Source organism: Frigidibacter sp. MR17.24 (assembly GCF_037095655.1).
Lineage (GTDB): Bacteria > Pseudomonadota > Alphaproteobacteria > Rhodobacterales > Rhodobacteraceae > Frigidibacter.
Window position 1 is genome coordinate 572167 of record NZ_JBAWKE010000002.1, and the last position, 24100, is coordinate 596266.

25 protein-coding genes are annotated in these 24100 nt (G+C 72.5%); 15 read left to right on the plus strand and 10 right to left on the minus strand.

Annotated features, from left to right (window positions below; translation table 11 throughout):
- The 5 genes from V8J39_RS10040 (at position 1) to recR (ending at position 5471) form a co-directional block, all read left to right on the plus strand.
- Positions 1-2040, plus strand: a complete 2040-nt coding sequence (locus V8J39_RS10040) for a MacB family efflux pump subunit (RefSeq protein WP_336460743.1) — start codon at positions 1-3, stop codon at positions 2038-2040.
- 128 nt (positions 2041-2168) lie between these two features.
- Entirely contained in the window at positions 2169-2594 is a 426-nt protein-coding gene (locus V8J39_RS10045; RefSeq protein ID WP_336460744.1) for a YqaA family protein, read from the plus strand.
- A gap of 90 nt (positions 2595-2684) precedes the next feature.
- Complete coding sequence (locus V8J39_RS10050) at positions 2685-4487, plus strand: DNA polymerase III subunit gamma/tau (RefSeq protein ID WP_336460745.1); 1803 nt, start codon at positions 2685-2687, stop codon at positions 4485-4487.
- 10 nt (positions 4488-4497) lie between these two features.
- Positions 4498-4851 carry a YbaB/EbfC family nucleoid-associated protein gene (locus V8J39_RS10055; protein ID WP_336460746.1) on the plus strand — a complete coding sequence of 118 codons (354 nt, stop codon included), beginning with the start codon at positions 4498-4500 and terminating at the stop codon, positions 4849-4851.
- A 20-nt stretch (positions 4852-4871) separates the two neighbouring features.
- Positions 4872-5471, plus strand: coding sequence for a recombination mediator RecR (recR, locus tag V8J39_RS10060; protein ID WP_336460747.1), 600 nt, complete (start codon positions 4872-4874; stop codon positions 5469-5471).
- 152 nt (positions 5472-5623) lie between these two features.
- Here the strand turns inward: recR and V8J39_RS10065 are convergent, their stop codons facing one another.
- Positions 5624-6391: a DUF1013 domain-containing protein gene (locus V8J39_RS10065; protein WP_336460748.1), complete on the minus strand. Its 768-nt coding sequence runs from the start codon at positions 6389-6391 to the stop codon at positions 5624-5626.
- 128 nt (positions 6392-6519) lie between these two features.
- Here V8J39_RS10065 and V8J39_RS10070 point away from each other — a divergent pair, with 128 nt between their 5' ends.
- Positions 6520-7179: a ribonuclease T2 gene (locus tag V8J39_RS10070; RefSeq protein WP_336460749.1), complete on the plus strand. Its 660-nt coding sequence runs from the start codon at positions 6520-6522 to the stop codon at positions 7177-7179.
- Positions 7180-7200: 21 nt separating this feature from the next.
- Here V8J39_RS10070 and V8J39_RS10075 read toward each other — a convergent pair whose 3' ends face one another.
- From V8J39_RS10075 to V8J39_RS10085, 3 genes are read right to left on the minus strand one after another with little or no spacing between them, the layout of a single operon-like run.
- The gene (locus V8J39_RS10075) at positions 7201-8031 is read right to left on the minus strand and encodes an aldo/keto reductase (RefSeq protein ID WP_336460750.1); all 831 of its coding nucleotides are present in this window, start codon (positions 8029-8031) and stop codon (positions 7201-7203) included.
- Positions 8028-9017: an NAD(P)H-quinone oxidoreductase gene (locus tag V8J39_RS10080; RefSeq protein WP_336460751.1), complete on the minus strand. Its 990-nt coding sequence runs from the start codon at positions 9015-9017 to the stop codon at positions 8028-8030. The genes V8J39_RS10075 and V8J39_RS10080 overlap by 4 nt, the downstream gene beginning before the upstream one ends.
- On the minus strand, positions 9014-9736 hold the full coding sequence (locus V8J39_RS10085; protein ID WP_336460752.1) for a COQ9 family protein: 723 nt from the start codon (positions 9734-9736) through the stop codon (positions 9014-9016). Before V8J39_RS10085 ends, V8J39_RS10080 begins: the two co-directional genes overlap by 4 nt.
- A 267-nt stretch (positions 9737-10003) precedes the next feature.
- Between V8J39_RS10085 and rpsU the strand changes: the two genes are divergently transcribed.
- Together rpsU and V8J39_RS10095 are read left to right on the plus strand one after the other, a co-directional pair.
- The gene (gene rpsU / locus V8J39_RS10090; RefSeq protein WP_011748553.1) at positions 10004-10210 is read left to right on the plus strand and encodes a 30S ribosomal protein S21; all 207 of its coding nucleotides are present in this window, start codon (positions 10004-10006) and stop codon (positions 10208-10210) included.
- A gap of 117 nt (positions 10211-10327) precedes the next feature.
- On the plus strand, positions 10328-10495 hold the full coding sequence (locus V8J39_RS10095; RefSeq protein ID WP_336460753.1) for a hypothetical protein: 168 nt from the start codon (positions 10328-10330) through the stop codon (positions 10493-10495).
- A gap of 232 nt (positions 10496-10727) precedes the next feature.
- Here V8J39_RS10095 and map read toward each other — a convergent pair whose 3' ends face one another.
- Complete coding sequence (map, locus tag V8J39_RS10100) at positions 10728-11537, minus strand: type I methionyl aminopeptidase (RefSeq protein WP_336460754.1); 810 nt, start codon at positions 11535-11537, stop codon at positions 10728-10730.
- 156 nt (positions 11538-11693) lie between these two features.
- Between map and V8J39_RS10105 the strand changes: the two genes are divergently transcribed.
- Genes V8J39_RS10105 through V8J39_RS10115 form a run of 3 tightly spaced genes read left to right on the plus strand, consistent with a single transcriptional unit; the run spans position 11694 to position 14280 of the window.
- Entirely contained in the window at positions 11694-12425 is a 732-nt protein-coding gene (locus tag V8J39_RS10105; RefSeq protein ID WP_336460755.1) for a competence/damage-inducible protein A, read from the plus strand.
- An 8-nt stretch (positions 12426-12433) separates the two neighbouring features.
- Positions 12434-13183 (plus strand): GNAT family N-acetyltransferase, encoded by a 750-nt coding sequence (locus tag V8J39_RS10110; protein ID WP_336460756.1) that lies wholly within the window; start codon positions 12434-12436, stop codon positions 13181-13183.
- Positions 13180-14280 carry an OmpA family protein gene (locus V8J39_RS10115; protein WP_336460757.1) on the plus strand — a complete coding sequence of 367 codons (1101 nt, stop codon included), beginning with the start codon at positions 13180-13182 and terminating at the stop codon, positions 14278-14280. The genes V8J39_RS10110 and V8J39_RS10115 overlap by 4 nt, the downstream gene beginning before the upstream one ends.
- Before the next feature lie 34 nt (positions 14281-14314).
- Here V8J39_RS10115 and V8J39_RS10120 read toward each other — a convergent pair whose 3' ends face one another.
- The 4 genes from V8J39_RS10120 to V8J39_RS10135 form a co-directional block, all read right to left on the minus strand.
- A complete protein-coding gene (locus V8J39_RS10120) occupies positions 14315-15220 on the minus strand; it encodes a LysR family transcriptional regulator (RefSeq protein WP_336460758.1) in 906 nt (301 codons plus the stop codon).
- A gap of 301 nt (positions 15221-15521) precedes the next feature.
- Positions 15522-15899 carry a hypothetical protein gene (locus V8J39_RS10125; RefSeq protein WP_336460759.1) on the minus strand — a complete coding sequence of 126 codons (378 nt, stop codon included), beginning with the start codon at positions 15897-15899 and terminating at the stop codon, positions 15522-15524.
- An 11-nt stretch (positions 15900-15910) separates the two neighbouring features.
- Entirely contained in the window at positions 15911-16678 is a 768-nt protein-coding gene (locus tag V8J39_RS10130; protein ID WP_336460760.1) for a DUF6478 family protein, read from the minus strand.
- A 130-nt stretch (positions 16679-16808) separates the two neighbouring features.
- Positions 16809-17399, minus strand: a complete 591-nt coding sequence (locus V8J39_RS10135) for a hypothetical protein (RefSeq protein ID WP_336460761.1) — start codon at positions 17397-17399, stop codon at positions 16809-16811.
- A gap of 317 nt (positions 17400-17716) precedes the next feature.
- On the opposite strand from V8J39_RS10135, the gene accD reads away from it, so the two are divergent.
- The 3 genes from accD to V8J39_RS10150 all read left to right on the plus strand — a co-directional run bounded on the left by accD (position 17717) and on the right by V8J39_RS10150 (position 21448).
- Positions 17717-18709: an acetyl-CoA carboxylase, carboxyltransferase subunit beta gene (accD, locus tag V8J39_RS10140; protein ID WP_336460762.1), complete on the plus strand. Its 993-nt coding sequence runs from the start codon at positions 17717-17719 to the stop codon at positions 18707-18709.
- A gap of 44 nt (positions 18710-18753) precedes the next feature.
- Positions 18754-19992, plus strand: a complete 1239-nt coding sequence (locus V8J39_RS10145) for a bifunctional folylpolyglutamate synthase/dihydrofolate synthase (RefSeq protein ID WP_336461199.1) — start codon at positions 18754-18756, stop codon at positions 19990-19992.
- A 406-nt stretch (positions 19993-20398) separates the two neighbouring features.
- Complete coding sequence (locus V8J39_RS10150; protein ID WP_336460763.1) at positions 20399-21448, plus strand: LLM class flavin-dependent oxidoreductase; 1050 nt, start codon at positions 20399-20401, stop codon at positions 21446-21448.
- A gap of 130 nt (positions 21449-21578) precedes the next feature.
- Here V8J39_RS10150 and zapE read toward each other — a convergent pair whose 3' ends face one another.
- Positions 21579-22664 (minus strand): cell division protein ZapE, encoded by a 1086-nt coding sequence (gene zapE / locus V8J39_RS10155; RefSeq protein WP_336460764.1) that lies wholly within the window; start codon positions 22662-22664, stop codon positions 21579-21581.
- Between the two features lie 172 nt (positions 22665-22836).
- Between zapE and V8J39_RS10160 the strand changes: the two genes are divergently transcribed.
- Positions 22837-24087, plus strand: coding sequence for an MFS transporter (locus tag V8J39_RS10160; protein WP_336460765.1), 1251 nt, complete (start codon positions 22837-22839; stop codon positions 24085-24087).
- The last annotated feature ends 13 nt before the right edge of the window (positions 24088-24100 follow it).

Sequence of the window (24100 nt, forward strand, 5' to 3'; positions counted from 1 at the left end):
ATGGCCGGGTCGCAGAGGGCGGGTGACGCGCTGATCCGGCTGCGCGGGCTGACGCGCAGTTATGCCGCGGGCGAGCAGCAGGTGACGGTGTTGCACGGCATCGACCTCGACATCCGCGCGGGCGAGATGGTGGCGATCGTCGGCACCTCGGGCTCGGGCAAGTCGACGCTGATGAACCTGATCGGCTGCCTCGACCGGCCGAGCACGGGCAGCTACCACTATGCGGGCCAGGATGTCTCGGCGATGGACGAGCGGGCGCGGGCCCGGCTGCGGCGGGCGCATTTCGGCTTCATCTTCCAGCGCTACCAGCTGCTCGCGGATCTCGACGCGACCGGCAATGTCGAGGTGCCGGCGGTCTATGCCGGGCGGGCGCCCTCGGCGCGGCGGGCGCGGGCGGCCGAGCTGCTGGCGCGGCTGGGGCTGGCGGAGCGGGCGCATCACCGCCCGGGCGAGCTGTCGGGCGGCCAGCAGCAGCGGGTCTCGGTGGCGCGGGCGCTGATGAACGGCGGCGAGGTGATCCTGGCCGACGAGCCGACGGGGGCGCTCGACAGCCGCTCGGGGGCCGAGCTGATGGCGCTTTTGCACGAGCTGAACGGCCAAGGCCACACGATCATCATCGTCACCCACGACCCCGAGGTCGCGGCGCAGGCGGGCCGCATCGTCGAGATCCGCGACGGCCGGATCCTGTCGGACAGCGGGGCCCCCGGCGGCGACGCGGGGGATCCAGGCAAGCGCGACCGCGACCAGGCCCCCCGCCCCGCGGCGCCTGCAGCGGAGATCGCGGCGGCCACCGGCCCGGCCGCGGCCCCGGCCCCGGTTCCGCGGGACGAGGGCGCCTTCGCCGGCATCGGCCGGTGGCGCGAGGCGGCGGCGATGGCGGCACGGGCGCTGAACGCGCACCGGCTGCGCAGCTTCCTGACCATGCTCGGGATCATCATCGGCATCGCCTCGGTGGTCTCGGTCGTCGCCCTCGGCCAGGGCAGCCAGGAGCGGGTGCTGGAGAACATCGCCTCGATCGGCACCAACACGATCACGATCCGCGCCGGCTCGGGCTTCGGCGACCGGCGCTCGTCGGCGATCCGGACCCTGACCGCCGCCGATGCCGAGGCGCTGTCGCGCGAAGCCTTCTCGGCCTCGGTCTCGCCCGAGATCTCGTCGTCGCAGACCGCCGCGCGCGGCAGCGTCTCGACCTCGGTGTCGATGCGCGGCGTGGGGCCGGCCTATTTCGACGTCGGCGCCTACCGGGTGACCGGCGGCACGACCTTCGGCACCGCCGCGGTCACCCGGCGCGAGCAGGTGGCGGTGCTGGACGCATCGTCGGTCGAGACCTTCTTCCCCGACGGCTCGGACCCGGTCGGGCAGACGGTGAAGATCGGCAAGGTGCCGCTGCGCATCATCGGCACGGTCGAGGCGACGGGGGCGAGCTTCGGGCCCGACACCCCGCGGATCTTCACGCCCTGGACCACCGCGGCGCTGCGCGTCACCGGCGCGAGCACGCTGAGCTCGATCGCGGTGCGGGTGGCCGACGACACTGCCATGTCCGATGCCGAGGCCCAGATCGACGCGCTGATCCTCGCCCGCCACGGCACCCGCGACTTCTTCCTGCAGAACTCGGACACGATCCGCGAGACCATCACCTCGACCGCCGCGACGCTGACCTGGCTGGTTTCGGCGATCGCCGTCATCTCGCTGTTCGTCGGCGGGATCGGGGTGATGAACATCATGCTGGTCTCGGTCACCGAGCGCACCAAGGAGATCGGCGTGCGGGTCGCGGTGGGCGCCCGGCGCGCCGACATCGTCGCGCAGTTCCTGACCGAGGCGGTGATGGTCTGCCTGCTGGGCGGCGCGCTGGGCATCGCGCTCGCCTTCGGGATCGGCCAGCTGGTCGAAGGGCTGCAGAGCGACATCCGCATGAGCTATTCGGCGATGGCGACGGGGGTGGCGTTCCTCTCCTCGACCCTCATCGGCATCACCTTCGGCTACCTGCCCGCGCGGCGCGCGGCGCGGCTCGACCCGGTGGTGGCGCTGACGCGGGAGTGACGGCGGGGCAATGACTGGAGGGGAGTGACGGCGGGGGCCGCACAGGTGCACCGCGGACCGGCGCGGCTTGACTTGGCGGCGCCGAGGCGGTGCAAGCGGGCGCACCGCCATCTGCAGGACCCTCCCCCATGCTAGCGCTTCTGGGCCTTTTTGCCGCCGCCGCGATCGCGGCCACGATCCTGCCCGCGCAGTCCGAGGCGGTGCTGGTGGCGCTGCTTCTGGCCGGCGAGCACCCGGCTTGGCTGCTGCTGGCGGTGGCGACAGGCGGCAACGTGCTGGGCGCGGTCGCGAACTGGGCGCTGGGGCGCGGCCTTGCCGCCGGGGCGGCGCGGCACGGCCCCGAGCGGCGGGCGCGGCTGGCGCGGGCCGAGCGCTGGTACCGCCGCTGGGGCGCCTGGAGCCTTCTGGGCAGCTGGCTGCCGGTGGTGGGCGACCCGCTGACCGTGGTCGCGGGCGTGCTGCGCGAGCCGCTGGGGCGCTTCCTCGTGCTGGTCACGATCGCGAAGGGCGGGCGCTACCTCGTGCTGGCGGCGGCGGTGCGGGCGACTGTCTGAGCGGGGCCGGTTTACGCCGCCGGCCCGAGCGCCTAGATTGAGCCCCTGAGCCGGCCGCCGATCGGCCGGCACGTGATCCCCGAGGCCCAAATGTCCGACGCGGCAGAGACCACCCCCTCCGCCCCCTACCAGGTGCTGGCGCGCAAGTACCGCCCCGCGACCTTCGCCGACCTGATCGGGCAGGAGGCGATGGTGCGCACGCTGCGCAACGCCTTCGCCGCCGACCGCATCGCGCAGGCCTTCGTGATGACCGGCATCCGCGGCACCGGCAAGACCACGACGGCGCGGATCATCGCCAAGGGGCTGAACTGCATCGGCCCGGACGGCAGCGGCGGGCCGACCACCGACCCCTGCCTCGAGTGCGAGCACTGCCGCGCCATCGCCGAGGGCCGGCATGTCGACGTGCTGGAGATGGACGCCGCCAGCCGCACCGGCGTCGGCGACATCCGCGAGATCATCGAGAGCGTGCACTACCGGGCGGCCTCGGCGCGCTACAAGGTCTACATCATCGACGAGGTCCACATGCTGTCGACCAGCGCGTTCAACGCGCTGCTGAAGACGCTGGAGGAGCCGCCCGCCCACGTGAAGTTCATCTTCGCCACCACCGAGATCCGCAAGGTGCCGGTGACGGTGCTGTCGCGCTGCCAGCGCTTCGACCTCAAGCGCATCGAGCCCGAGGTGATGATCGACTACCTCGGCAAGATCGCGACCCGCGAGGGCGCGGCGATCGCGCCCGACGCGCTGGCGCTGATCGCGCGCGCGGCCGAGGGCTCGGTGCGCGATGCGATGTCGCTGACCGACCAGGCGATCGCGCATGGCGCGGGCGAGACGACGGCCGACCAGGTGCGGGCGATGCTGGGGCTGGCGGACCGTGGCCGGGTGCTCGACCTGTTCGACCTGATCATGAAGGGCGACGCGGCGGGCGCGCTGACCGAGATCGCGGGGCAATACGCGGATGGCGCCGACCCGATGGCGGTGCTGCGCGACCTGGCCGAGGTGACGCACTGGATCTCGGTGGTGAAGATCACGCCCGATGCTGCCGACGACCCGACCGTGCCGCCCGACGAGCGCGCGCGCGGCCAGGCGCTGGCGGCGGCGCTGGCGATGCCCTCGCTCAGCCGGATGTGGCAGATGCTGCTGAAGGCGCTGGAAGAGGTGTCGATCGCGCCGAACGCGATGATGGCGGCCGAGATGGCGATCATCCGGCTGACGCACGTGGCCGAGATGCCCGACCCCGAGCGGATCCTGCGCCGGCTGCAGGAGATGCCCGCGACCGGCGGCGCACCTGCGGGCGGCGGGATCGGTGGCGGCACGGGTGGCGGCGGGGCGGTGCATGGCGCGCCCCGGGCCCAGGCCGCGCCGCAGGGTGGCTGGCAGGCCGCGCCCGGCCCCCGTCCCGCCCCGGCCGTGTCCGGTCAAGGCGCGGCCACCGCGCTTGCCCGGGCGCCCGAGGTTGGGCTTGCGCGGTACGCGCGCTTCGACGACGTCGTCGAACTGATCCGGGACCACCGCGACATGACCCTGCTGGTCGCCGTCGAGACCGGCGTTCGGCTGGTGCATTACGCGCCCGGGCGGATCGAGTTCGAACAGGCGCCCGACGCCCGTCGCGACCTGGCCGCGACCCTGGCCGCGCGGCTGCAGACCTGGACCGGGCAGCGCTGGGGCGTCTCGGTCGTGGGTGCGGGCGGCGCCGAGACCATCGCCGAGACCCGCGCCAGGGCCGAGGCCGCGGCGCAGGCCGAGGCGGCCGAGAACCCGGTGGTGGCGGCGCTTCTGGCCGCCTTCCCCGGGGCGAAGATCAGCGTGACGCCGGCCTCGGCGCGCACGCGGGCCGCGGCCTCGGAGGCTTTGCCCGAGGTCGAGGACGAATGGGATCCTTTCGAGGACAGCTAAGGAGACGAAGATGCTGAAGGGCTTGGGTGGGCTCGGCGGTCTTGGCGACATGGCCAAGATGATGAAGGCCGCGCAGGAGATGCAGGAAAAGCTGGGACAGATGCAGGAGGACCTTGCCCGCGTGCAGGTCACCGGCGTCTCGGGTGCGGGCATGGTCAAGGCCACCGCCACCGCCAAGGGCGACCTTGTCGGGCTCGAGATCGATCCCTCGATCTTCCGCCCCGAGGACAAGGAGGTCGTCGAGGACCTGATCCTGGCCGCGATCAAGGACGCGCAGGCCAAGGCTGCCGAGACCTCGAAGGCCGAGATGGCGCGGATGACCGAGGCGCTCGGCCTGCCGGCCGACATCAAGCTGCCGTTCTGAGCGCGGCGCGGGACCCCATCTTGTCCGACGGTACGCGCGAGATCGAGGCGCTGATCGATGCGATGGCGCGGCTGCCGGGGCTCGGGCCCCGGTCGGCGCGCCGCGCGGTGCTGCACCTGATGGCGCGGCGCGCGACACTGATGGCGCCGATGGCCGAGCTGATGGGCCACGTCGCCGAGGCCGTGCGCGACTGTGCGCGCTGCGGCAATCTGGGCACCGGCGACCTCTGCGCCGTCTGCGCCGATCCCGCCCGCGCCACCGGCGAGATCTGCGTGGTCGAGGACGTGGCCGACCTCTGGGCGATGGAGCGGGGGCGGGCGTTCCGCGGCCGCTACCACGTGCTGGGCGGCGTGCTGTCGGCGCTCGACGCCGTCGGGCCCGACGAGCTGCGCATCCCGCTGCTGCTCGAGCGTGTGCGCGACGAGGGCGTGACCGAGGTGATCCTCGCGCTGAACGCCACCGTCGACGGCCAGACCACGGCGCATTACATCGCCGAGGCGCTCGAGGACCGGGGCGTGCAGGTCACGAGCCTCGCGCAGGGCGTGCCGATCGGGGGCGAACTCGACTACCTCGATGACGGCACGATCCAGGCCGCCCTCCGGGCCCGCAAGCGGGTCTGAGCCCCGCTGCGCAACCACCCCGCGGGGCCGCCGGGACCACCGGAGGCCCATGGGCCCGACCGGGCCAAGGGCCCTGACACGAAAAGACCCCCGAAGCGGGCGCTGCGGGGGTCCAGGAGAGCGGGCCGGGCCGGCCGGATCGATGCCGGCGCTCAGCGCCGGTCGTCGTCCTCGTCCTCGTCGTCGTCATCGCCCTGCGGCAGGTTGAAGAAGCTCTCGGCATCCGAGAAGTCCTTGGCCGACCGCTCGTCTTCCTCGGGCTCGGGCTTCGACAGCGTGAAGTTCTCCAGCCCGGCGATCGACGAGGGCATCCGCGGCTCGGCCGACATCGACAGCGACTGCTCGGTCGACACCAGCTTGCGCCGCTCGTCGTCGGTCATCACCGCGCCATCCGCCGCGCGCTTCTTGGCGGCCTTCTGCACGGCCGCGTCCAGTTCCGACTGGCGGCACAGGCCCAGCGCGACCGGGTCGATCGGCTGCATGTTGGCGATGTTCCAGTGCGTGCGCTCGCGGATCGAGGCGATCGTCGGCTTGGTGGTGCCGACGAGCTTGGCGATCTGCGCATCCGCAAGCTCGGGGTGGAACTTCACCAGCCACAGGATCGCGTTCGGACGGTCCTGACGCTTGGACAGCGGGGTATAGCGCGGGCCACGGCGCTTTTCCTCGCCGGCGGCATTCGGGTTGGCCTTCAGCCGCAGCTTGTAGAGCGGGTTCTTCTCGCCCTTGTCGATCTCGACCTGCTCCAGCTGGTTGTGGCTGATCGGGTCGAATCCCTTGACGCCGGTCGCCACGTCGCCGTCGGCGATGCCCTGGACCTCAAGCTCGTGCATGCCGCAGAAATCCGCGATCTGCTTGAAGCTCAACGTGGTGTTGTCGACCAGCCAGACCGCGGTCGCCTTGGCCATCAAGGGTTTGGACATCGGATCGCTCCTTTACAAATCTCTCCCGTGCCGGGAAAACGGCTGCGGTCCTGTCCGGCCCGCCTTTCCACGTTTTCAGGGAAGTCACCGGGTCATATAGTGCCAAGACCGACGCGAGGGAAGAGGAAATGCAGCCCAAAGCCGCCGCCCGCCTCGCGCTTGCCGCCCTTGCCCTGCTGGCCGCGCCCGCCCCTGCGACCCGGGCGGAAGGCGAGGCCGCCGGGGCCTTCGACTACTACCTGCTGGCGCTGAGCTGGTCGCCAAGCTTCTGCGCGCTCGGGGGCGACGACGGCGACGCGGCCGAGTGCCGCCCCGGCGCACGCCGCGGCTTCCTGCTGCACGGGCTCTGGCCGCAGAACGAACGGGGCTGGCCAAGCTATTGCCGCACCCCGGCGCGCGACCCCTCGCGGGCCGAAAGCGCGCGGATGGCCGACGTCATGGGCTCGGGCGGTCTTGCCTGGTACGAATGGAAGAAGCATGGCCGCTGCTCGGGCCTCTCGGCGCAGGACTATTTCGCGACCGCCCGCGCCGCGCTGGCGCGGGTCGCGATCCCGCCGGTGCTGACCGGCCTGCCGCGCGAGGTCGATCTGCCCGCCTCGGTGGTCGAGGACGCATTCCTCGACGCGAACCCGGCGCTTGCGGCCGACGGCATCACCGTGACCTGCGAGCGTGGCCTGATCCGCGAGGTGCGCATCTGCCTGACGCGGGACCTGTCGTTCCGCCGCTGCGGCGCCGACACGATCCGCGACTGCCGCCTGCCCGACGCGCGGATGCCGCCGCCGCGCTAGCGCTCAGTCCCAGGCGGGCGCTCAGTCCCAGGCGGGCGCAAAGCCGGGATCGGTGAACCGCGCGCCCCGGTCCAGCCCGCGCAGCCTGTCGATCTGCGCCGGGCTCAGCGCCAGCCGGGTCGCGCCGAAATTCTCGACGATCCGCGCGGGCTTCGACGACGACGGGATCACGGCGTGCCCCTCTGCCATCAGGAAGGCCAGCGAGACCTGCGCCGGCGTGGCGCCAAGCTCGGCCGCGATCGCGGCAAGCTCCGGATCCTGCGCGACCCGTCCCCGTGCCAGCGGCAGGTAGGCCGTCAGCGGGATCGAGGCCGCGTGGCAGGCGGCGGCAATGCGGCGGTTCTGCAGGAACGGGTGCAGCTCGACCTGGTTCGTCGCCAGCGGCCGGCCGGCGGCCGCGTCCCGCGCCCGCCCGATCAGGGCCAGCGTGTGGTTCGAGATCCCGACATGCGTCGCCAGCCCCTCGTCCTGCAGCTGCAACAGCGTCTCGATATAGCTTTCGACCGCCACCTCGCCGCCGGGCGAGGGCCAGTGGATCAGGTACAGGTCCAGCCGGTCCATCCCCAGCCGGTCGAGCGAGCCGCGGATCGCGTCGCGCATCGCCTGCGGCGCGAGGTGGTCCCACCAGACCTTCGAGGTCACGAAGACCTCGTCGCGGGCCAGCCCCGTCGCGGCGATGCCGCGCCCGACCTCGACCTCGTTGCCATAGCGCTCGGCGGTGTCGAAGGCGCGATAGCCGGCCTCGGCGGCGCTGGCGATGCAGGCCAGCGCCTCGTCGCCGGTGCGCAGCCAGGTGCCGAACCCCATCCGCGGCACGACCCCGCCGGGCGGGGCCGCTGCGGACGGGGTCACGGCGCGACCTCCAGCACGATCTTGCCGATATGGCCCGAGCTTTCCATCCGGGCATGCGCCTCGGCCGCGCGCTCCAGCGGGAAGGCGCTGTCCATCACCGGCGCGATCCGCCCCGCCGCCAGCAGCGGCCAGACCTTGTCGTGCAGCTCGGCCGCGATCCGCGCCTTGGCCAGCTCGGACTGCGGCCGCAGGGTGGAGCCGGTCACCGTCAACCGCCGCGCCATGATCTGGGCAAAGTTCAGCTCGGCCACCGGCGCCTCGAGGAAGGCGATCATCACCAGCCGGCCATCCTCGGCCATCGCCTTGATGTTGCGCGGGATATAGCTGCCACCGACCATGTCGAGCACCAGGTCCGCCCCGCCCTCGGCCCGCAGGACCTTGACGAAATCGGCCTCGCGGTAGTTGATCGCGGTCGCGCCCAGCCGCGCACATGCGGCGCATTTTTCGGCCGAGCCGGCAGTGGCGAACACCCGGGCGCCGAAGACCTTCGCCAGCTGGATCGCCGTCGTGCCGATCCCCGACGAGCCGCCGTGCACCAAGAACCGCTCGCCCGCCCGCAGCCTGCCGCGCATGAAGACGTTCGACCAGGTGGTGAAGAAGGTCTCGGGCAGGCAGGCGGCCTCGCGCAGGCCCATGCCCGCGGGCACCGGCAGGGCGTGGGCCGCGGGGGTGACGACGTATTCGGCATAGCCCCCGCCGGGCAGCAGCGCGCAGACCGCGTCGCCCAGCGCCCAGCCGCCGACGCCCGGCCCCAGTCCCGCGACATGGCCCGCAGCCTCCAGCCCCGGCAGCGGCGAGGCGCCGGGGGGCGGCGCATAGCTGCCGGCCCGCTGCAGCGCATCGGGCCGGTTCACCCCGGCCCAGGCCACGCGGATCAGGATCTCGCCCGCGCCCGGCACCGGCACCGGCCGCTCGCAGGGGGTCAGCACCTCGGGCCCGCCGGGGGCCGCGATCTCGACGGCGCGCATCGTGTCGGGAAGGCTCATGCCCGGCCCTGCCCCTCGGCATTGGCACCGCCACCCGCGCTGGCGCCCCGCGCCCCCGGCGCCCGCACCCGCCCGGCCAGCCAGATCGGCGCGGCGAACAGCGTGCTCAGCACCCGGCTGTCCTTCACCCGTGCCTTCGCGCTCTCGATCCCCATCACGTCGCCGATCCGCCGGTCAAGGAAGGCGCGCGTCGCCGCCCCGCCCTCGCTCTCGTCGCCAAGCCAGTAAAGCACCGTGGCGCCATAGACGGCCGACAGCGTCGCGCGCTTGCTGTACCAGTTGATGTCGTCCGACGAATCGCCCAGCGCGTCCCAGATCGCGTCGGCCGTCTCCCAGACCAGCTTCGCCCCGGTCGCGGCATGCTGGGGCAGTGCGAACAGTGCCGATCCGCGCCGCACCGCCTCGCGGTCCGCCGCCGTCAGCCGCAGCTCCACCGCCCGCGCGATCCGGTCGCGGAACCGCAGCCCCGACAGGTCCTCGGCCCCAAGCGCCGCCCGCATCGCCGCGTCGCCGCGCCGGTGATAGGCCACGGCCAGGTCGACGGCGCCGCGCGGACAGATCACCCGGGCCAGCGGCAGGTCGACGCCGGCCGCCTGCGCGGCCTCGCGGAACGCGGTCTCGGACCAGCCGTCGAAGGGCACGTTCAGCAGCATCGCGTCCAGCAGGCGCGCCTGCAGGTCGGCCGTTTCAGCGTCGCTGCGGGGATCGAAGTCGGTCATGGGATGCCTCCTCGGGGGTCTCGCCCGGGTGCCGGGCGGGGGCGCGGTCGCCGTGGACGCGGCCCCTGTCGGCGTCATACGGCCACGGCGCCCCTCCGGATGCAACCCCGCGCCCCCCGCCCCCGTTCCGCGCTATCGCCCCACCCCGCACGACCATCCCGCAAAGCCGCCGCGCCCGCGGCACCGGGACTGGACAGACCGCCCGGCACCTGCTATGGGGCGGCTTCCTGCGAAGAAACTCTAGCTTAGGAAGGTGGTGACAACCACATGCAGGTCAGCGTTCGCGACAACAACGTCGAACAGGCGCTTCGTGCCCTGAAGAAAAAACTTCAGCGCGAGGGTGTGTTCCGCGAAATGAAGCTCAAGCAGCATTTCGAGAAACCGTCCGTGAAGAAAGCCCGCGAGAAGGCCGAGGCCGTCCGCCGCGCCCGTAAACTGGCGCGCAAGAAGGCCCAGCGCGAAGGCGCGCTCTGAGCGCATCTTCGATCCCTCCGGGGTCTGTTACGCTGGTGGGGGCGACCCCGCGACAAGATCAACCCCCGGGGCGCGAGCCTGCGGGGGTTTTTCGATGGATCAGGAAGGATCTGAGCGATGGACTACAAGAAATCCGGCGGCGCCAAGCCCGACAAGAACACGCCCAAGCACGCCGAGCACAATGCCAAGGGCGCGGCGAAGAACCCCTTCGGCGCGCGCGAGGACAAGTCGGCGCTGCTCGCCCGGATGAAGGCCGCGGCCGAGAAGAACCGCAAGGCCGACTGAAAGGCCGGCCGACGCCCCGACGGCGGCCCTCTAAAGGGCAAGGGACCCACGGCCCCTGCTCCTCGACTTTGCCCAAATATCCCGGGGGAGCGCGGCACGCGCGGGGGCGGAGCCCCCTACCGCCCCCGTTCGCCTTGGCCGAAACATCCCGGGGGAGGCTCCGCAGGAGCCGGGGGCAGCGCCCCCTCCCGGCCCGGGGGGGCAGCGCCTTCTCCCCGCCGGGCGCGCGTCCTCAGCCCCAGGTCGGGTGGAACCGCCCGCCCGGGCTCAGGGTGAAGATCTCGCAGCCGTCGGCGGTCACGCCCACCGAATGCTCGAACTGCGCCGAGAGCGACTTGTCGCGGGTCACCGCCGTCCAGTCGTCGGCCAGCACCTTGGTCTCGGGCCGGCCGAGGTTCACCATCGGCTCGATGGTGAAGATCATGCCCTCCTCCAGCACCGCGCCCGAGCCCTTGCGCCCGTAGTGCAGCACGTTCGGCGGCGCGTGGAACACACGGCCGACGCCATGTCCGCAGAAGTCGCGCACGACGCTCATCCGCTGCGCCTCGACATAGGCCTGGATCGCGTGACCGATGTCGCCGAAGGTGTTGCCGGGCCGCACCTGCTCGATCCCCAGCATCAGCGCGTCATGGGTCACCTGCAGCAGCCGCTCGGACTTGCGGCTGAGGTTGCCGGCCACGTACATCCGGCTGGTGTCGCCGTACCAGCCGTCCAGGATCACGGTCACGTCGATGTTGAGGATGTCGCCGTCCTTCAGCACCTTCGCCCCCGGGATCCCGTGGCAGACCACGTGGTTCACGCTGATGCACGAGGCGTGCTGATAGCCGCGGTAGCCGATCGTGGCCGAGACCGCGCCCAGCTCCCCGACCCGCCGGGTGATGAAGGCGTCGATCGCCCCCGTCGTCGTGCCCGGCTCGACCAGCGGCGCCACCTCGTCGAGGATCCGCGCCGCGATCTCCCCCGCGGCACGCATGCCCGCGAAATCGCCCTGCTCGTAGATCCTGATCCCGTCCCTGGTCAGACGCCCGCTCGGATCGTCCACTGTACCGCCCTCGCATCGGCTGAAAACTGTCGGCCCTAGATAGGCGCAAACCGCTGCCTTGGCCAGAGCCCGGCCTTTCCCGCCCGGGGTCGCAGGCCTATACCTTGGCCCGACAGGTGACGTCACCGCCCCCAGACCCGATCCCGGAGAGACCCGATGCCGAACCCGACCGCCGCCATCCTCGTCATCGGTGACGAGATCCTGTCGGGCCGCACCCGCGAGGGCAACGCCCACTACCTGGCGGGCGAGCTCAGCCGCATCGGCATCGACCTGCGCGAGGTCCGCATCGTCCCCGACGACCACGACGGCATCGTCGCCGCGGTCCGGGCGCTGTCGGACCGGGTCGACCACGTCTTCACCTCGGGCGGGATCGGCCCGACCCATGACGACATCACCGCCGACGCCGTCGGCGCGGCCTTCGGCGCCACGGTCGACGTGCGCGAGGACGCCCGCGCGCTTCTGGCCGCGCATTACGCCGCCCGCGGGGTCGAGCTGAACGAGGCGCGCCTGCGCATGGCCCGGATCCCCGAGGGCGCGACGCTGATCGACAACCCGGTCTCGGTCGCGCCGGGCTTCACCATCGGCAATGTCAACGTCATGGCCGGCGTGCCCTCGGTCTTCCAGGCCATGGTCGCCTCGGTGCTGCCGCTGATGACCGGCGGCCGGCCGCTCTTGTCGCAGACGCTGCGCGTCATGCGCCCCGAGGGCGAGGTCGCGGGCGTGCTGGGCGCGCTCGCCGCGGCACATCCGGGGGTGACGATGGGCTCCTACCCGTTCCAGTCGAACGGCGCCTTCGGCACCAACCTCGTCGTGCGCGGCCCCGAGGCCGCCGAGGTCGACGCGGCGATGACCGCGCTGGCCGGGGCATTCCCCGAAACCGCCGCATGAGCCTGCCCGTGTCCGATTCCCTGTCCGATCCCGCATCCGATCCCGTGCTGGCCGCGCTCGAGGCAAGCTGGCCGGCCGCCGCGACCGAACGGCACGGCCCCGTCACCCTGCGCCGGGGCGACGGCGGCGGCCAGCGCGTCAGCGCCGCCACCGCCGGCCCCGGCACGACCGAGGCCGATCTCGACGCGGCCGAGGCCTGGATGCGCGCCGCGGACCAGCAGCCGATCTTCCGTCTGCGCCCGCACGAGACCGATCTCGATGCCCGGCTCGCGGCGCGCGGCTACCTGCGCCACGACGCGGTCGTGACCTTCACTGCGCCGGTCGCGAAACTGGCGCGCCCGCTCGGCGGCCAGCGCTGCTTCGCGATCTGGCCGCCGCTCGCGGTTCAGCGCGAGATCTGGGAGGCCGACGGCATCGGCCCGGCCCGCGTCGCGGTGATGGACCGCGCGACCGGCGCCAAGACCGCGATCCTCGGGCGCGACAGCGACCGGCCGGCGGGGGCGGCCTATGTCGGCAGCCTCGGGCCCGTCGCGGCGCTGCACGCGCTGCATGTCCTGCCCGCCTTCCGCCGCCGCGGGCTGGCCGCCGACATGCTCGCCGCCGCGGCCGACTGGGCCGCCGGGCAGGGCTGCGACCGCCTGACGCTTCTGGTGACCGAGGCCAATGCCCCGGCCCGCGCGCTCTATGCGCGCTGCGGCATGACCGAGGGGCCGGGCTATCACTACCGGGTGCTGCGCGCCGCCGGGGCCAGCGGATGAGGGCGCGCCTCGCGCCTGCCGCCCTCGCGCTTCTCGCGCCCCTCCTGCCCCTTTCGGCGCTGGCGCAGGACGGGACCGCCCCCGCCGCTCCCGCGGCCGAAACCGCCGCCGAAACCGCCGCCGAGACCGCCGTCGATCCGGCGGTGGCCCCGACGGCACCCGGCCTGCCGATCCAGCTGCCCGCCGGCGCGGAACAGCGCGCGACCGAGGCCGAGCCCTTCGGCAGCCTCCGCCTGCCCTCGGGCGCCTGGGACGGCACCGCCGTGCCCTCGGTCGAGGCCGAGGGCGCGGTCAGCCAGACCGCCTGGCAGATCCGCGACAGCGACGTGGCGACGCTGGCGCTGCTCGACCCGCTGCGCCGCCAGGCCGAGGCCGCGGGCTTCGCGCCCGTCTTCGACTGCGACACCGACGGCTGCGGCGGCTTCGACTTCCGCTACGACTCGCCCGTCCTGCCCGAGCCGGGCATGCATATCGACCTTGGCGATTTCCGCTATTTCCTCGCCCGGCGCCGCGATGACGCCGGCGACAGCTGGCTTGCCCTGTGGGTCAGCCGCAGCCCGAACCACGGCTTCGTTCAGGCAAGCCTCGTCACCCCCGCCGACCCGCCGCCGGTGCAGACCGCACCGGCCCCCGCGCCGAGCACGGCGCAGGGCACGGCGCAGGGCATCGCGCCAAGCCCCGAGCCGCCCGCGGCCGGAACCGCAGCCGGAACCGCGGCCACGGCCGTCGGCGCCGCGCTGACCGAACATGGCAGCCTCGTGCTTGCGGATCTGGCCTTCCCCACCGGCTCGGCCGAGCTGCAGGAGGGCGACTATGCCTCGCTCGCCGCGCTGGCGGACTGGCTCGAGGCCGATCCGGGCCGGCGGGTGACGCTGGTCGGGCATTCCGACACCGAGGGCTCGGCCGAGGCGAACCGGGCGCTGTCGGCGCAGCGGGCCGAATCGGTGCGGCGCCGGCTGGTCGAGCTGCTGGGCGTCGCGGCGGGCCAGGTCGAGGCGCAGGGCGTGGGATACCTCTCGCCGCTGACCACCAACCTCACGCCCGAGGGCCGCGCCAAAAACAGACGGGTCGAGGTGGTGCTGACCTCGACCCGCTAGCAAGACTGTCGGCATGGTAGGCCCTGACGGGCCGTCACCACTTGTCGGGACCCTTCTCCGCGAACTTGGTCGCGAGGAAGTCGATGAAGGCGCGGACCTTCGGCTGGGTGAAGCGGCCCGGCGGATAGACGGCGTAGATGCCCAGCGTCTCTTCCGGCAGCTCGGGGATCGCGTCCTCGACCAGCCCCTTGCGCATCGCATCGGCGTAAAGGAACGACGGCAGGTAGGCGATGCCCAGCCCAGAAATCGCGGCGTTCAGCAGCGACTGGCCGTCGTTGACCGTCAGCCAGCCCGCGGTGCGCACCTGGCGCTTCTCGCCAGAGGGGGCGGTGATGCGCCAGACGCTGGCCGAGCTCTGGTTGGAATAGTGCAGCAGCTTGTGCTCGTTCAGGTCGTCGATCTTGGTGGGCCGGCCGTATTTCTGGAAATACGCGGGCGAGCCGATCATGCGGCGCGTGGTGTCTGTCAGCTTGCGGGCGCGCAGCGTCGAATCCTCAAGGTCACCGACCCGGATCGCCATGTCGAACCCTTCCGAGATCAGTTCGACGTAGCGGTTGTTCAGCACCATGTTCACGGTGATCTCGGGGAAGGCCCCCAGGAAATCCCCCAGCACCGGCGACAGCAGGTTCACGCCGAAATCTGTGGCGACCGAGATGCGCAGCAGCCCCGAGGGCGCCGACTGCATCGAGGTGACCAGCGCATCCGCCTCGCCCGCGTCGTTCAGCACCCGCCGGGCGCGATCGTAATAGGCAAGGCCGATCTCGGTCGGGCTGACGCGGCGGGTCGTGCGGTTGAGAAGTCGCGCCCCCAGGCGCGCCTCCAGCGCGGAAACATGCTTGGAAACGGCGGACTTGGAGATCCCCATCTTCTTGGCCGCGTCGGTGAAACCGCCCTGGTCCACAACCGTCGCGAAGGCCTCCATCTCAGTCAGTCGATCCATTGTGCACCTCGCATAGACACTCTTGCTGTGCGCTCCGGTATCGGTGCCAATTCGGGCAGGATTACGGAGGCGAGGCGTCAAATCTCGGGATTTCGACACCGATGGTTACCGGCGTAGAAACACCATCGCACGACGCGCCCGCCCGGCCGGCTGCCCTCGAAAACGCCGCGCACCCACAGACAAGACCACGTGCCAACACCGATAGCGTCACCTTCAAGATGACGTCATTTCCGATGGTTATTCAATATCAGTCCAAATTTCGGGCAGATTATGCACGCTGCGGGAGAGTGCGCGGCGCCCGCTACCCGCCCTGACGCACGAGGTGCTGGCGGAAGGCGCGCTTGAGCAGGTCGAGCTCGGCGCGCAGCAAATCGATTTCGGCGCGCAGATCATCCTCGACCGGCACGCCGGTGACGATCGAGAACCGCGCGAAGGCATCGGGCGCACCGGCCAGCCGCACGAGGAAGGTCTGCACCCCGTCCGACAGCAGCTCGGCGGGTATCGCCACCGCCAGCCGGCTGCGCCCCGGCGCCACCGGGTCGGGCGCGACCTCGACCCCCGCCAGCGCGCGGCCCTCGTGCAGGATCTCGATCCCGTCGCCGGCGCCGTCGGGCAGCACGACGGTCGCCTCCCAGCGGCCGTGGCGGATGCGGGCATCGGTGACGATCGGATCGGACATGGCGGCGCTTCTCAGAAATCCGACCGCGGGCGGCGGCCGAGGGTCAGGTCGCGGATCGCGACCGCGTTGCAGGCCGGCCCGTCGAAGATCAGGTCCAGCCAGGCGCGGTCGACGCGCCGTTCGTTCATCTTGGTGTAGGCAAGGTCGAATTCGACGGTGCCGCCGCCCTGCGCCGGCAGGCCCAGCACGATCTGCTCGGTGTTGGGCCCGTGGCGGACGTTCAGCCGCGCGTAGATCTCCATCGGGCGCTCGGCCTCGGCCACCACCGACAGCCGCATCAGGTGGCGCAGCTGCAGGCCCTGCACCGCCGCCTCGGGCAGATCCAGCGCCAGGCTCAGGAACGTGCCCTCGAAATGCAGCACCTCGACCTGCAGGCCATAGGCCGCACCATGCTCGGCCCGGCCGTTGCGCAGCTGGCGCAGGCTGATCTCGTGCGCGGGGCAGTCGTGGAACACCGTCAGCTCGGCCCCCAGCCGGCCACGCGGCGCGACGCCCGCGACCCCGGCCGGCCAGACCGGTCCGCACCACAGCTCGGGCCGCCAGGTCCAGTCGGTGCCCAGCGGCGCCTCGACCGGCGCGCCCGCCGCCGGCAGCGCCAGCCGCCCCGTCGCCTGGTGCATCACCCGCTCAAGCTGGCGCCGCAGCGCGCCGGCCCGGTCGTTGAGCGCGCGCAGATCCTCGGGCGCAAGATCGCCGACCGCCTCGGCCCGCCGCGTCCAGTACTGCTGCGATCGGTTCAGCGCGAACCGGTCGAGGAAACTGTCGGGACGGTCTGGCATAGGCACTCCGGTCGCGGTGGGGCCGACGAAGGTTCGGCTCCGATGCCGGTCTTGGACAAGTGATCCCATGCCCGCCGCCCGAGGGGAAGCGCAAACTGCCGAAAACCCCCGCAATTCACCGGGCGGCCGGTCAGGGCGTGGCGCGGCGGTTGACCTGCGCCATCCGCGCCGCGAAGGCCGCCAGCACCTCTTCCAGCGCCGCGTCCCCAAGCGGCCGCGCCTGCGGCGACAGCGCGCTCAGCGTCACCAGCCGCCCGCGCAGCACCAGCACCGCGCGCCAGTAGCGCGGCGCGACATCGGCGATGCCGCCCGGCCCCGAATCCTCGATCCGCAGCAAGAGCGCATCGCCCTCGCGCCGGCTTTCCAGCACCGTCAGACCGGCGCCGTCGCCGCTGCGCGACAGCGCGGCCTGCCCCGCGGCGGTCGCGAAATAGCTCTCCAGCTGGTCGAGCAGCGCGCCCCCGTCGCCGCGGTCGCCATAGGCCACGGCCGCGGTCAGGATCGCGGGCGGGCCGTCCGGCGCCGCGCGCCCGCCCCCCAGCGCGGCACAGCTGCCCAGCACGATCACCGCCCCCTGCTCGGAACTCTGCGCCGCGTCGCGATCGACGCAATAGCCGCTGGGGCCGGTGACGATCAGCGCCCGGCCGTCGACGCTGACGCGCAGCGGCGCATCGGCCCGCGCCGGCGTGCCCCCCAGCCCGGCCACGGCGCCCGCGGCCATCCCCGCCACCAGCGCGAGCGCACCCGCGACAGGGCGAACGACAGGGCCAGCGTCAGGGGCACCGGATCCCGCCCGCCGCGCCGGGCCGAGCGCCGCCGCGCGCATCGCGCCGCGCCAGATCCGTCCCGCCCGCCTCGCTGCCACCGCCCGTCCCCTCTCCGCCATCGCCGTCCCGCCGCATTTCGCCGCATCCAGCCGCACCACACAGGGCCCGCCCGGCGCGCGCCCTGCGCGGTGCGGCAGGCCGGTCGATTGCTTTTCGCCTGCGGCTGTCCTATCTCGGGTCGCAACCCGACGCGACCGAAAGCTTGCCCCGCATGAACTGGATCTCGAACTACGTCCGCCCGAAGATCAACTCGCTCTTCTCGCGGCGCGAAATTCCCGAGAACCTGTGGACCAAATGCCCCGAGTGCGGGACGATGCTGTTCCACCGCGAGCTCGTTGAGAATCTCAACGTCTGCACGAGCTGCGACCACCACATGACGATCACGCCGCGGGCGCGCTTCCAGGCGCTGTTCGACGGCGGCATCTTCACCGAGGTGAAGGTGCCCGAGGCGGTGGCCGACCCGCTGCAGTTCCGCGACCAGAAGAAATACCCCGACCGGATGCGCGCCGCGCAGAAGTCCACGGGCGAGAAGGAAGCGATGCTGGTGGCCGAGGGCGAGATCGCCCGCACCCCCGTCGTCGCCGCCTGCCAGGACTTCTCGTTCATGGCCGGCTCGATGGGCATGTACGTCGGCAACGCGATCATCGCCGCCGCCCGCCGCGCGGTCGAACTCAAGCGCCCGCTGGTCCTGTTCTCGGCCGCCGGCGGCGCGCGGATGCAGGAAGGCATCCTGTCGCTGATGCAGATGCCGCGCACCACGGTCGCGGTCGAACTGCTGAAAGAGGCGGGCCTGCCCTACATCGTCGTGCTGACCCACCCCACCACCGGCGGGGTCACGGCCTCCTACGCGATGCTGGGCGACGTCCACATCGCCGAGCCGAACGCGCTGATCTGCTTCGCGGGCCCGCGCGTGATCGAGCAGACGATCCGCGAGAAGCTGCCCGAAGGCTTCCAGCGCGCCGAATACCTGCTCGATCACGGGATGCTCGACCGGGTGACGCACCGCAAGGCGCTGCGCGAGGAGCTGGTGACGATCATCCGGATGATGATGCGCCAGCCTGCCGCCGTCGCCGGCGACCTGCCCGCGCCGAAACCGGCGGTCGAGATGCCGGCCGAGCTGGCCGAGGCCGGGCCGCAGCCGGCCGCCGCCCCCGCGGCGCCCGCCGCGGCAGCGCCCGCGCCCGCGAAGGTCGCCAAGAAGTGACCACGCCCGCGGCGCGCGTCACCTCGGACGCGATCCTCGCGCGGATGATGGCGCTGCATCCGAAGATCATCGACCTGACGCTGGACCGGATGCACCGGTTGCTGGACGCGCTCGGCCACCCCGAGCGCGCGCTGCCGCCGGTGATCCACGTCGCGGGCACCAACGGCAAGGGCTCGACCCAGGCGATGATCCGCGCCGGGCTCGAGGCCGGCGGCGCCAGCGTGCACGCCTACACCTCGCCGCACCTCGCCTGGTTCCACGAGCGGATCCGGGTCGCGGGCCAGATCATCACCGAGGCCGACCTGACCGCGCTTCTGGACGAGTGCTGGGAGCGCAACGGCGGCGAGAGCATCACCTTCTTCGAGATCACCACCTGCGCGGCGCTTCTCGCCTTCGCCCGGGTGCCCGCGAACTGGACCCTGCTCGAGGTCGGGCTCGGTGGCCGGCTCGACGCGACCAATGTCGTCGAGGCGCCGCGGCTGACGGTGATCACGCCGGTCTCGCTCGACCACCAGCAGTATCTCGGCGAGACGCTGGCCGAGATCGCGGGCGAGAAGGCTGGGATCCTCAAGCGCGGCATCCCCTGCGTCGTGGGGCCGCAGGCCGAGGCGGGGCTGGCGGCGATCGAGGCGCGCGCGGCGCGGCTCGGCTGCCCGCTTCTGGTCGCGGGCCAGCACTGGCACGTGCGCGAAGAGGCCGGCCGGCTGGTCTACGAGGACGAGACCGGGCTTCTGGACCTGCCGCTGCCGAACCTGCCGGGGGTGCACCAGATCGACAATGCCGGCACGGCGCTGGCGGCGCTGCGCCACCTCGGCGCCGGGCCCGAGGCCTGCGAGGCGGCGGTGACGCGCGCCTTCTGGCCGGCGCGGATGCAGCGGCTGAAGACCGGGCCGATCGTCACCGCCGCGGCCGGGGCCGAGCTGTGGCTGGACGGCGGGCACAACCCGGCCGCGGGCGAGGCCCTGGCCGCGACGCTGGCGCGGATGCCGGCGCGGCCGACGCACCTGGTGGTGGGGATGCTCAACACCAAGGACATCGCGGGCTACCTGCGCCCGCTCGCGGCGCGGGCCGAGAGCCTGACGGCGGTGTCGATCCCGGGCGAGGCCAACACCCTGCCCGCCGAGGCGACGGCGGCCGCGGCCGAGGCGGCGGGCATCGCCGCGCGCACCGCGGACTCGGTCGACGAGGCCGTCGCGCGCATCGCCGCCGCGGCGCCGGGCGCGCGGATCCTGATCTGCGGCTCGCTCTACCTCGCCGGCGCGATCCTGCGCGAGAACGGCTGAGGCCCTCCGAGAGGGGCCGGCGTTCTGCCTGGCACGAAGGCGGCGACCCGGCCCGCGGCGCACCACGCCCCGGCCGGTCGCGGTCGCCGGCAGCGTGCCCGCCCGGCCTTGCCGCGGGACAGGTCCGCGTGGAAGTCCGCGGGCCCTTCGCGCGGGCCAATCACTTGGGCCAGTCACCCAAGCCCGTCGCGCGGCCCGGCCGCCGGCCCGGCCGGACCGCTCGGCCATGGGCCAGCCACCGTCCCCGCCACCGCCGACCGCCCGGCGCGGGGTCCGCCGCACCTGCCGCACAGCCCCCCTTTGCCGCCGCACAGGCCCCGGCGTTGCCCCGCCCCGCCCCACCCCCTACCTTGGCCGGACCGTACCGCGCGCCCCGGCGCGCCGCCGATCCAAGGGAGCACCCGCCATGACCACCGACCTGTCGTCCATCGAGCTGGGCCTCGACACCTTCGGCGATGTCACCGCGACGGCGGGGCGGCCGAACAGCCACGCCCAGGTGCTGCGCGACCTGGTCGAGGAGGCGGTGATCGCCGACCAGGCCGGCGTCGACTTCCTGGGGATCGGCGAGCATCACCGCGCCGATTTCGCCGTCTCGGCGCCCGAGATCGTCATGGCCGCGGTCGCCGCGCGGACGACGCGGCTGCGCATCGGCACCGCCGTCACCGTGCTGTCCTCGGACGAGCCGGTGCGGCTCTACCAGCGGCTGGCGACGCTCGACGCGCTGTCGAACGGGCGGGCCGAGCTGATCCTCGGCCGCGGCAGCTTCACCGAGAGCTTCCCGCTGATGGGTCTCGCGCTCGACGACTACGAGGTGCTGTTCGAGGAGAAGCTCGACCTGTTCACCCGGCTGCTGCGTGACGAGAAGGTCAGCTGGTCGGGCACCACCCGCCCGCCGCTGAAGGCCGCGACGGTCTATCCCCGCCCCGAGGGCGCGGCGCCGAAGGTCTGGATCGGCGTCGGCGGCAGCCCGCAGTCGGTGGTGCGCGCGGCCGCCCACGGCCTGCCGCTGATGCTTGCGATCATCGGCGGCGACGCGGCCCGGTTCCGCCCCTTCGTCGACCTGCACAACCAGGTCTGGGAGCAGATCGGCCAGCCCCCCGCCCCCGTCGGCGTGCATTCGCCCGGCCATGTCGGCCCGACCGACGCCGCGGCGCGCGAACGCCACTGGCCCGGCTACAAGCGGATGCACGACCTGATCGGCGGCTCGCGCGGCTGGCCGGCACTGAAGCGCGCCGACTACGAGCGCGAGATCGAGCACGGATCGCTCTATGTGGGCAGCCCCGAGACGGTGGCGCGCAAGATCGCCCGCACGGCGCGCCGGCTCGGGCTCGCGCGGTTCGACCTGAAATACTCCTCGGGCCCGCAGGACCCGGCCGAGCAGGCCGACGGCGTGCGGCTCTATGGCGAGAAGGTGATCCCGCTGGTGCGCGACATGCTCACAGCCAGGGCCGCCTGACCCGCCGCAGCCCGGCCACCCGGCGTCGCGGCGCCGTCTCCGGCCGGGCCGGCACCCGCCCGCCCCGCCGCGGGCGGCGCCGGGCCCAGGCTCGACTTTGCCGAAATATCCCCGCCGGAGGCCTCCGCCCTCAGCCGGCCGCGCGACCCCAGTCGGCACCCTGCATCTCGCGCAGGCGGCTCGCGGTGCGCTCGAACTCGAAGCTGCCCTCGCCCTCCTGGTAGAGATGCTCGGGGATGTCGGCGGCCGAACACACCAGCCGCACCCGCGCCTCGTAAAGCGCGTCGACCAGCGTGACGAACCGCTTGGCCTGGTTGAAGTTCTCGGCCCCCAGCCGCGGCACGTGGTCGATCATCAGCACGTCCACCGCCCCGGCCACGGCCAGATAGTCGGCCGGGCCCAGCGCCCGCCCGCACAGGTCCCAGAACGAGGCCCGCGCCACCCGGCCGCGATGATGCGGCAGCTCGACCGCGCGGCCCATCACCGAAAGGCTCAGCACGCCGTCGTCGCCGTTGTTGGTCAGGTCGTCCCAGACCGACGCCATCTCGCGGTCCGCGGCCGCGCCGAGCGGGTGGAAATAGACCTGCGCCCCGGCCAGCCGGTCCTGGCGGTAGTCGGTGTCCGACGACAGCTCGCGCACCTCCATCCGCTCGCGGATCAGCGCGATGAACGGCACGAACAGCGGCCGGTTCAGCCCGTTCTTGTACAGGTCCTCGGGCACCCGGTTCGAGGTGGTGACGACGACGGTCCCCATCTCGAACAGGTACTGGAACAGCCGGCCCACGATCATCGCGTCGGCGATGTCGGTGATCTGCATCTCGTCGAAGGCCAGAAGCCGCGCGCGTTCTGCCACCGCCTCGGCCACCGGGCGGATCGCGTCCTGCACCCCGGTCTTGCGCACCTCGTGCAGCTTGGCCTGGATCTCCTGCATGAAGGCGTGGAAATGCACCCGCCGCTTGGCCTCGATCGCCACGCTCTCGACGAACAGGTCCATCAGCATCGACTTGCCGCGCCCGACCCCGCCCCACAGGTACAGCCCCTTCGGCGGCTCGGGCGGCTTCGACAGGAACCCGAACAGCCCCTTCTTCGCCACCGGCGCCTCGAGCGCGCGGCGCACCCGCTCCAGCTCGGGCAGCACCCGGCGCTGCGCTTCGTCGCCACGGATCGCGCCGGAGGCGACGCGGGCATCATAGATCTCGGACAGGCTCTGGCTCATGCCCCGGACTTAGCCGCCGCCCGCCCCCCCGGCAAGGCGGTGCGCGCGGCCCCGCGCCCCGCCCATCACGGCACGTCATTGTGTGCATCACAAATGCGCAATTGACGCCCCGCCCGGTTTGACCGACTTCTGAACCGTCCGGAGCAGTTTCCCCCGGCCAGAGGACTCCCCCATGCAAGACACCGCGCGGCCCCAGGGCCTCATCTCGCCCGTCCTCGTCGGCGGCTGCTTCATCATCCTGCTGGGCTTCGCGATCCGGGCCAGCTTCGGCGTGTTCCAGCTGCCGATCGCGCAGGAATTCGGCTGGCCGCGGGCCGAGTTCTCGCTGGCGATCGCGATCCAGAACCTGGCCTGGGGCGTCGGCCAGCCGATCTTCGGCGCCATCGCCGAACGCTGGGGCGACCGGCTGGCGATCATCCTCGGCGCGCTGATGTACGCCGCGGGCCTCGTGCTGTCGGCCTGGGCGGTCACCCCCGCGCAGATGCAGCTGCTCGAGATCCTCGTGGGCTTCGGCATCGCCGGCACCGGCTTTGGCGTGATCCTCGCGGTCGTCGGCCGCGCCGCCCGCCCCGAGCAGCGCTCGCTCTCGCTCGGCATCGTCACCGCCGCGGGCTCGGCCGGGCAGGTCTTCGGCGCGCCGGTGGCCGAGGCGCTGCTGGCCTACCACCCCTGGCAGACCGTGTTCATGATCTTCGCCGCGATCATCCTGTGCGCGCTCTTCGCGCTGCCGATGCTGCGCGCCCCGAACCGCGCCACCAAGGCCGAGCTTGAAGAGAGCATGGGCGCCGTCCTTGGCCGGGCCTTCCGCGACCCGTCCTTCATCATGATCTTCCTCGGCTTCTTCAGCTGCGGCTACCAGCTCGGCTTCATCACCGCCCATTTCCCGGCCTTCGTGACCGAGATGTGCGCCGCGATCTCGCCCACCGGGCCGCTGGCCGCGATCGGGATCTCGTCGACCTCCGCGCTCGGGGCGATCGCGATCTCGGTCATCGGGCTGGCCAACATCGTCGGCACGATCACCGCCGGCTGGCTCGGCAACCGCCACACCAAGAAATACCTGCTGGCCTGGATCTATGTCGGGCGCACCATCGCCGCCGCGACCTTCATCCTCTTGCCGATCACGCCCGCCTCGGTGCTGATCTTCTCGATGGTGATGGGCTCGCTCTGGCTGGCCACCGTGCCGCTGACCTCGGGCCTCGTCGCGCATCTCTACGGGCTGCGCTACATGGGCACGCTCTATGGCATCGTGTTCCTGTCGCACCAGATCGGCGGCTTCATGGGCGTCTGGCTGGGCGGGCGGCTGTACGACATCTACGGCAACTACAACGCCGTGTGGTGGATCGGCGTCGCCGTCGGTGCCTTCTCGGCGCTGGTGCACCTGCCGGTGCGCGAGCCGCGCGTCGCGCGCCCGGCGCTGGCCTGACGGCCCGCGCCAC

Bases quoted from the DNA above. Each gene is read 5' to 3' on its own strand.
- V8J39_RS10130 (WP_336460760.1), bottom strand. From the start codon at position 16,678: ATGCCAGACCGTCCCGACAGTTTCCTCGACCGGTTCGCGCTGAACCGA.
- V8J39_RS10115 (WP_336460757.1), top strand. From the start codon at position 13,180: ATGAGGGCGCGCCTCGCGCCTGCCGCCCTCGCGCTTCTCGCGCCCCTC.
- V8J39_RS10080 (WP_336460751.1), bottom strand. From the start codon at position 9,017: ATGAGCCTTCCCGACACGATGCGCGCCGTCGAGATCGCGGCCCCCGGC.
- V8J39_RS10160 (WP_336460765.1), top strand. From the start codon at position 22,837: ATGCAAGACACCGCGCGGCCCCAGGGCCTCATCTCGCCCGTCCTCGTC.
- V8J39_RS10055 (WP_336460746.1), top strand. From the start codon at position 4,498: ATGCTGAAGGGCTTGGGTGGGCTCGGCGGTCTTGGCGACATGGCCAAG.
- V8J39_RS10040 (WP_336460743.1), top strand. From the start codon at position 1: ATGGCCGGGTCGCAGAGGGCGGGTGACGCGCTGATCCGGCTGCGCGGG.
- zapE (WP_336460764.1), bottom strand. From the start codon at position 22,664: ATGAGCCAGAGCCTGTCCGAGATCTATGATGCCCGCGTCGCCTCCGGC.
- V8J39_RS10085 (WP_336460752.1), bottom strand. From the start codon at position 9,736: ATGACCGACTTCGATCCCCGCAGCGACGCTGAAACGGCCGACCTGCAG.
- V8J39_RS10050 (WP_336460745.1), top strand. From the start codon at position 2,685: ATGTCCGACGCGGCAGAGACCACCCCCTCCGCCCCCTACCAGGTGCTG.
- V8J39_RS10105 (WP_336460755.1), top strand. From the start codon at position 11,694: ATGCCGAACCCGACCGCCGCCATCCTCGTCATCGGTGACGAGATCCTG.
- V8J39_RS10150 (WP_336460763.1), top strand. From the start codon at position 20,399: ATGACCACCGACCTGTCGTCCATCGAGCTGGGCCTCGACACCTTCGGC.
- V8J39_RS10070 (WP_336460749.1), top strand. From the start codon at position 6,520: ATGCAGCCCAAAGCCGCCGCCCGCCTCGCGCTTGCCGCCCTTGCCCTG.
- rpsU (WP_011748553.1), top strand. From the start codon at position 10,004: ATGCAGGTCAGCGTTCGCGACAACAACGTCGAACAGGCGCTTCGTGCC.
- V8J39_RS10125 (WP_336460759.1), bottom strand. From the start codon at position 15,899: ATGTCCGATCCGATCGTCACCGATGCCCGCATCCGCCACGGCCGCTGG.
- V8J39_RS10065 (WP_336460748.1), bottom strand. From the start codon at position 6,391: ATGTCCAAACCCTTGATGGCCAAGGCGACCGCGGTCTGGCTGGTCGAC.
- V8J39_RS10145 (WP_336461199.1), top strand. From the start codon at position 18,754: ATGATGGCGCTGCATCCGAAGATCATCGACCTGACGCTGGACCGGATG.
- V8J39_RS10095 (WP_336460753.1), top strand. From the start codon at position 10,328: ATGGACTACAAGAAATCCGGCGGCGCCAAGCCCGACAAGAACACGCCC.
- V8J39_RS10120 (WP_336460758.1), bottom strand. From the start codon at position 15,220: ATGGATCGACTGACTGAGATGGAGGCCTTCGCGACGGTTGTGGACCAG.
- V8J39_RS10135 (WP_336460761.1), bottom strand. From the start codon at position 17,399: ATGGCCGCGGGCGCCGTGGCCGGGCTGGGGGGCACGCCGGCGCGGGCC.
- accD (WP_336460762.1), top strand. From the start codon at position 17,717: ATGAACTGGATCTCGAACTACGTCCGCCCGAAGATCAACTCGCTCTTC.
- V8J39_RS10045 (WP_336460744.1), top strand. From the start codon at position 2,169: ATGCTAGCGCTTCTGGGCCTTTTTGCCGCCGCCGCGATCGCGGCCACG.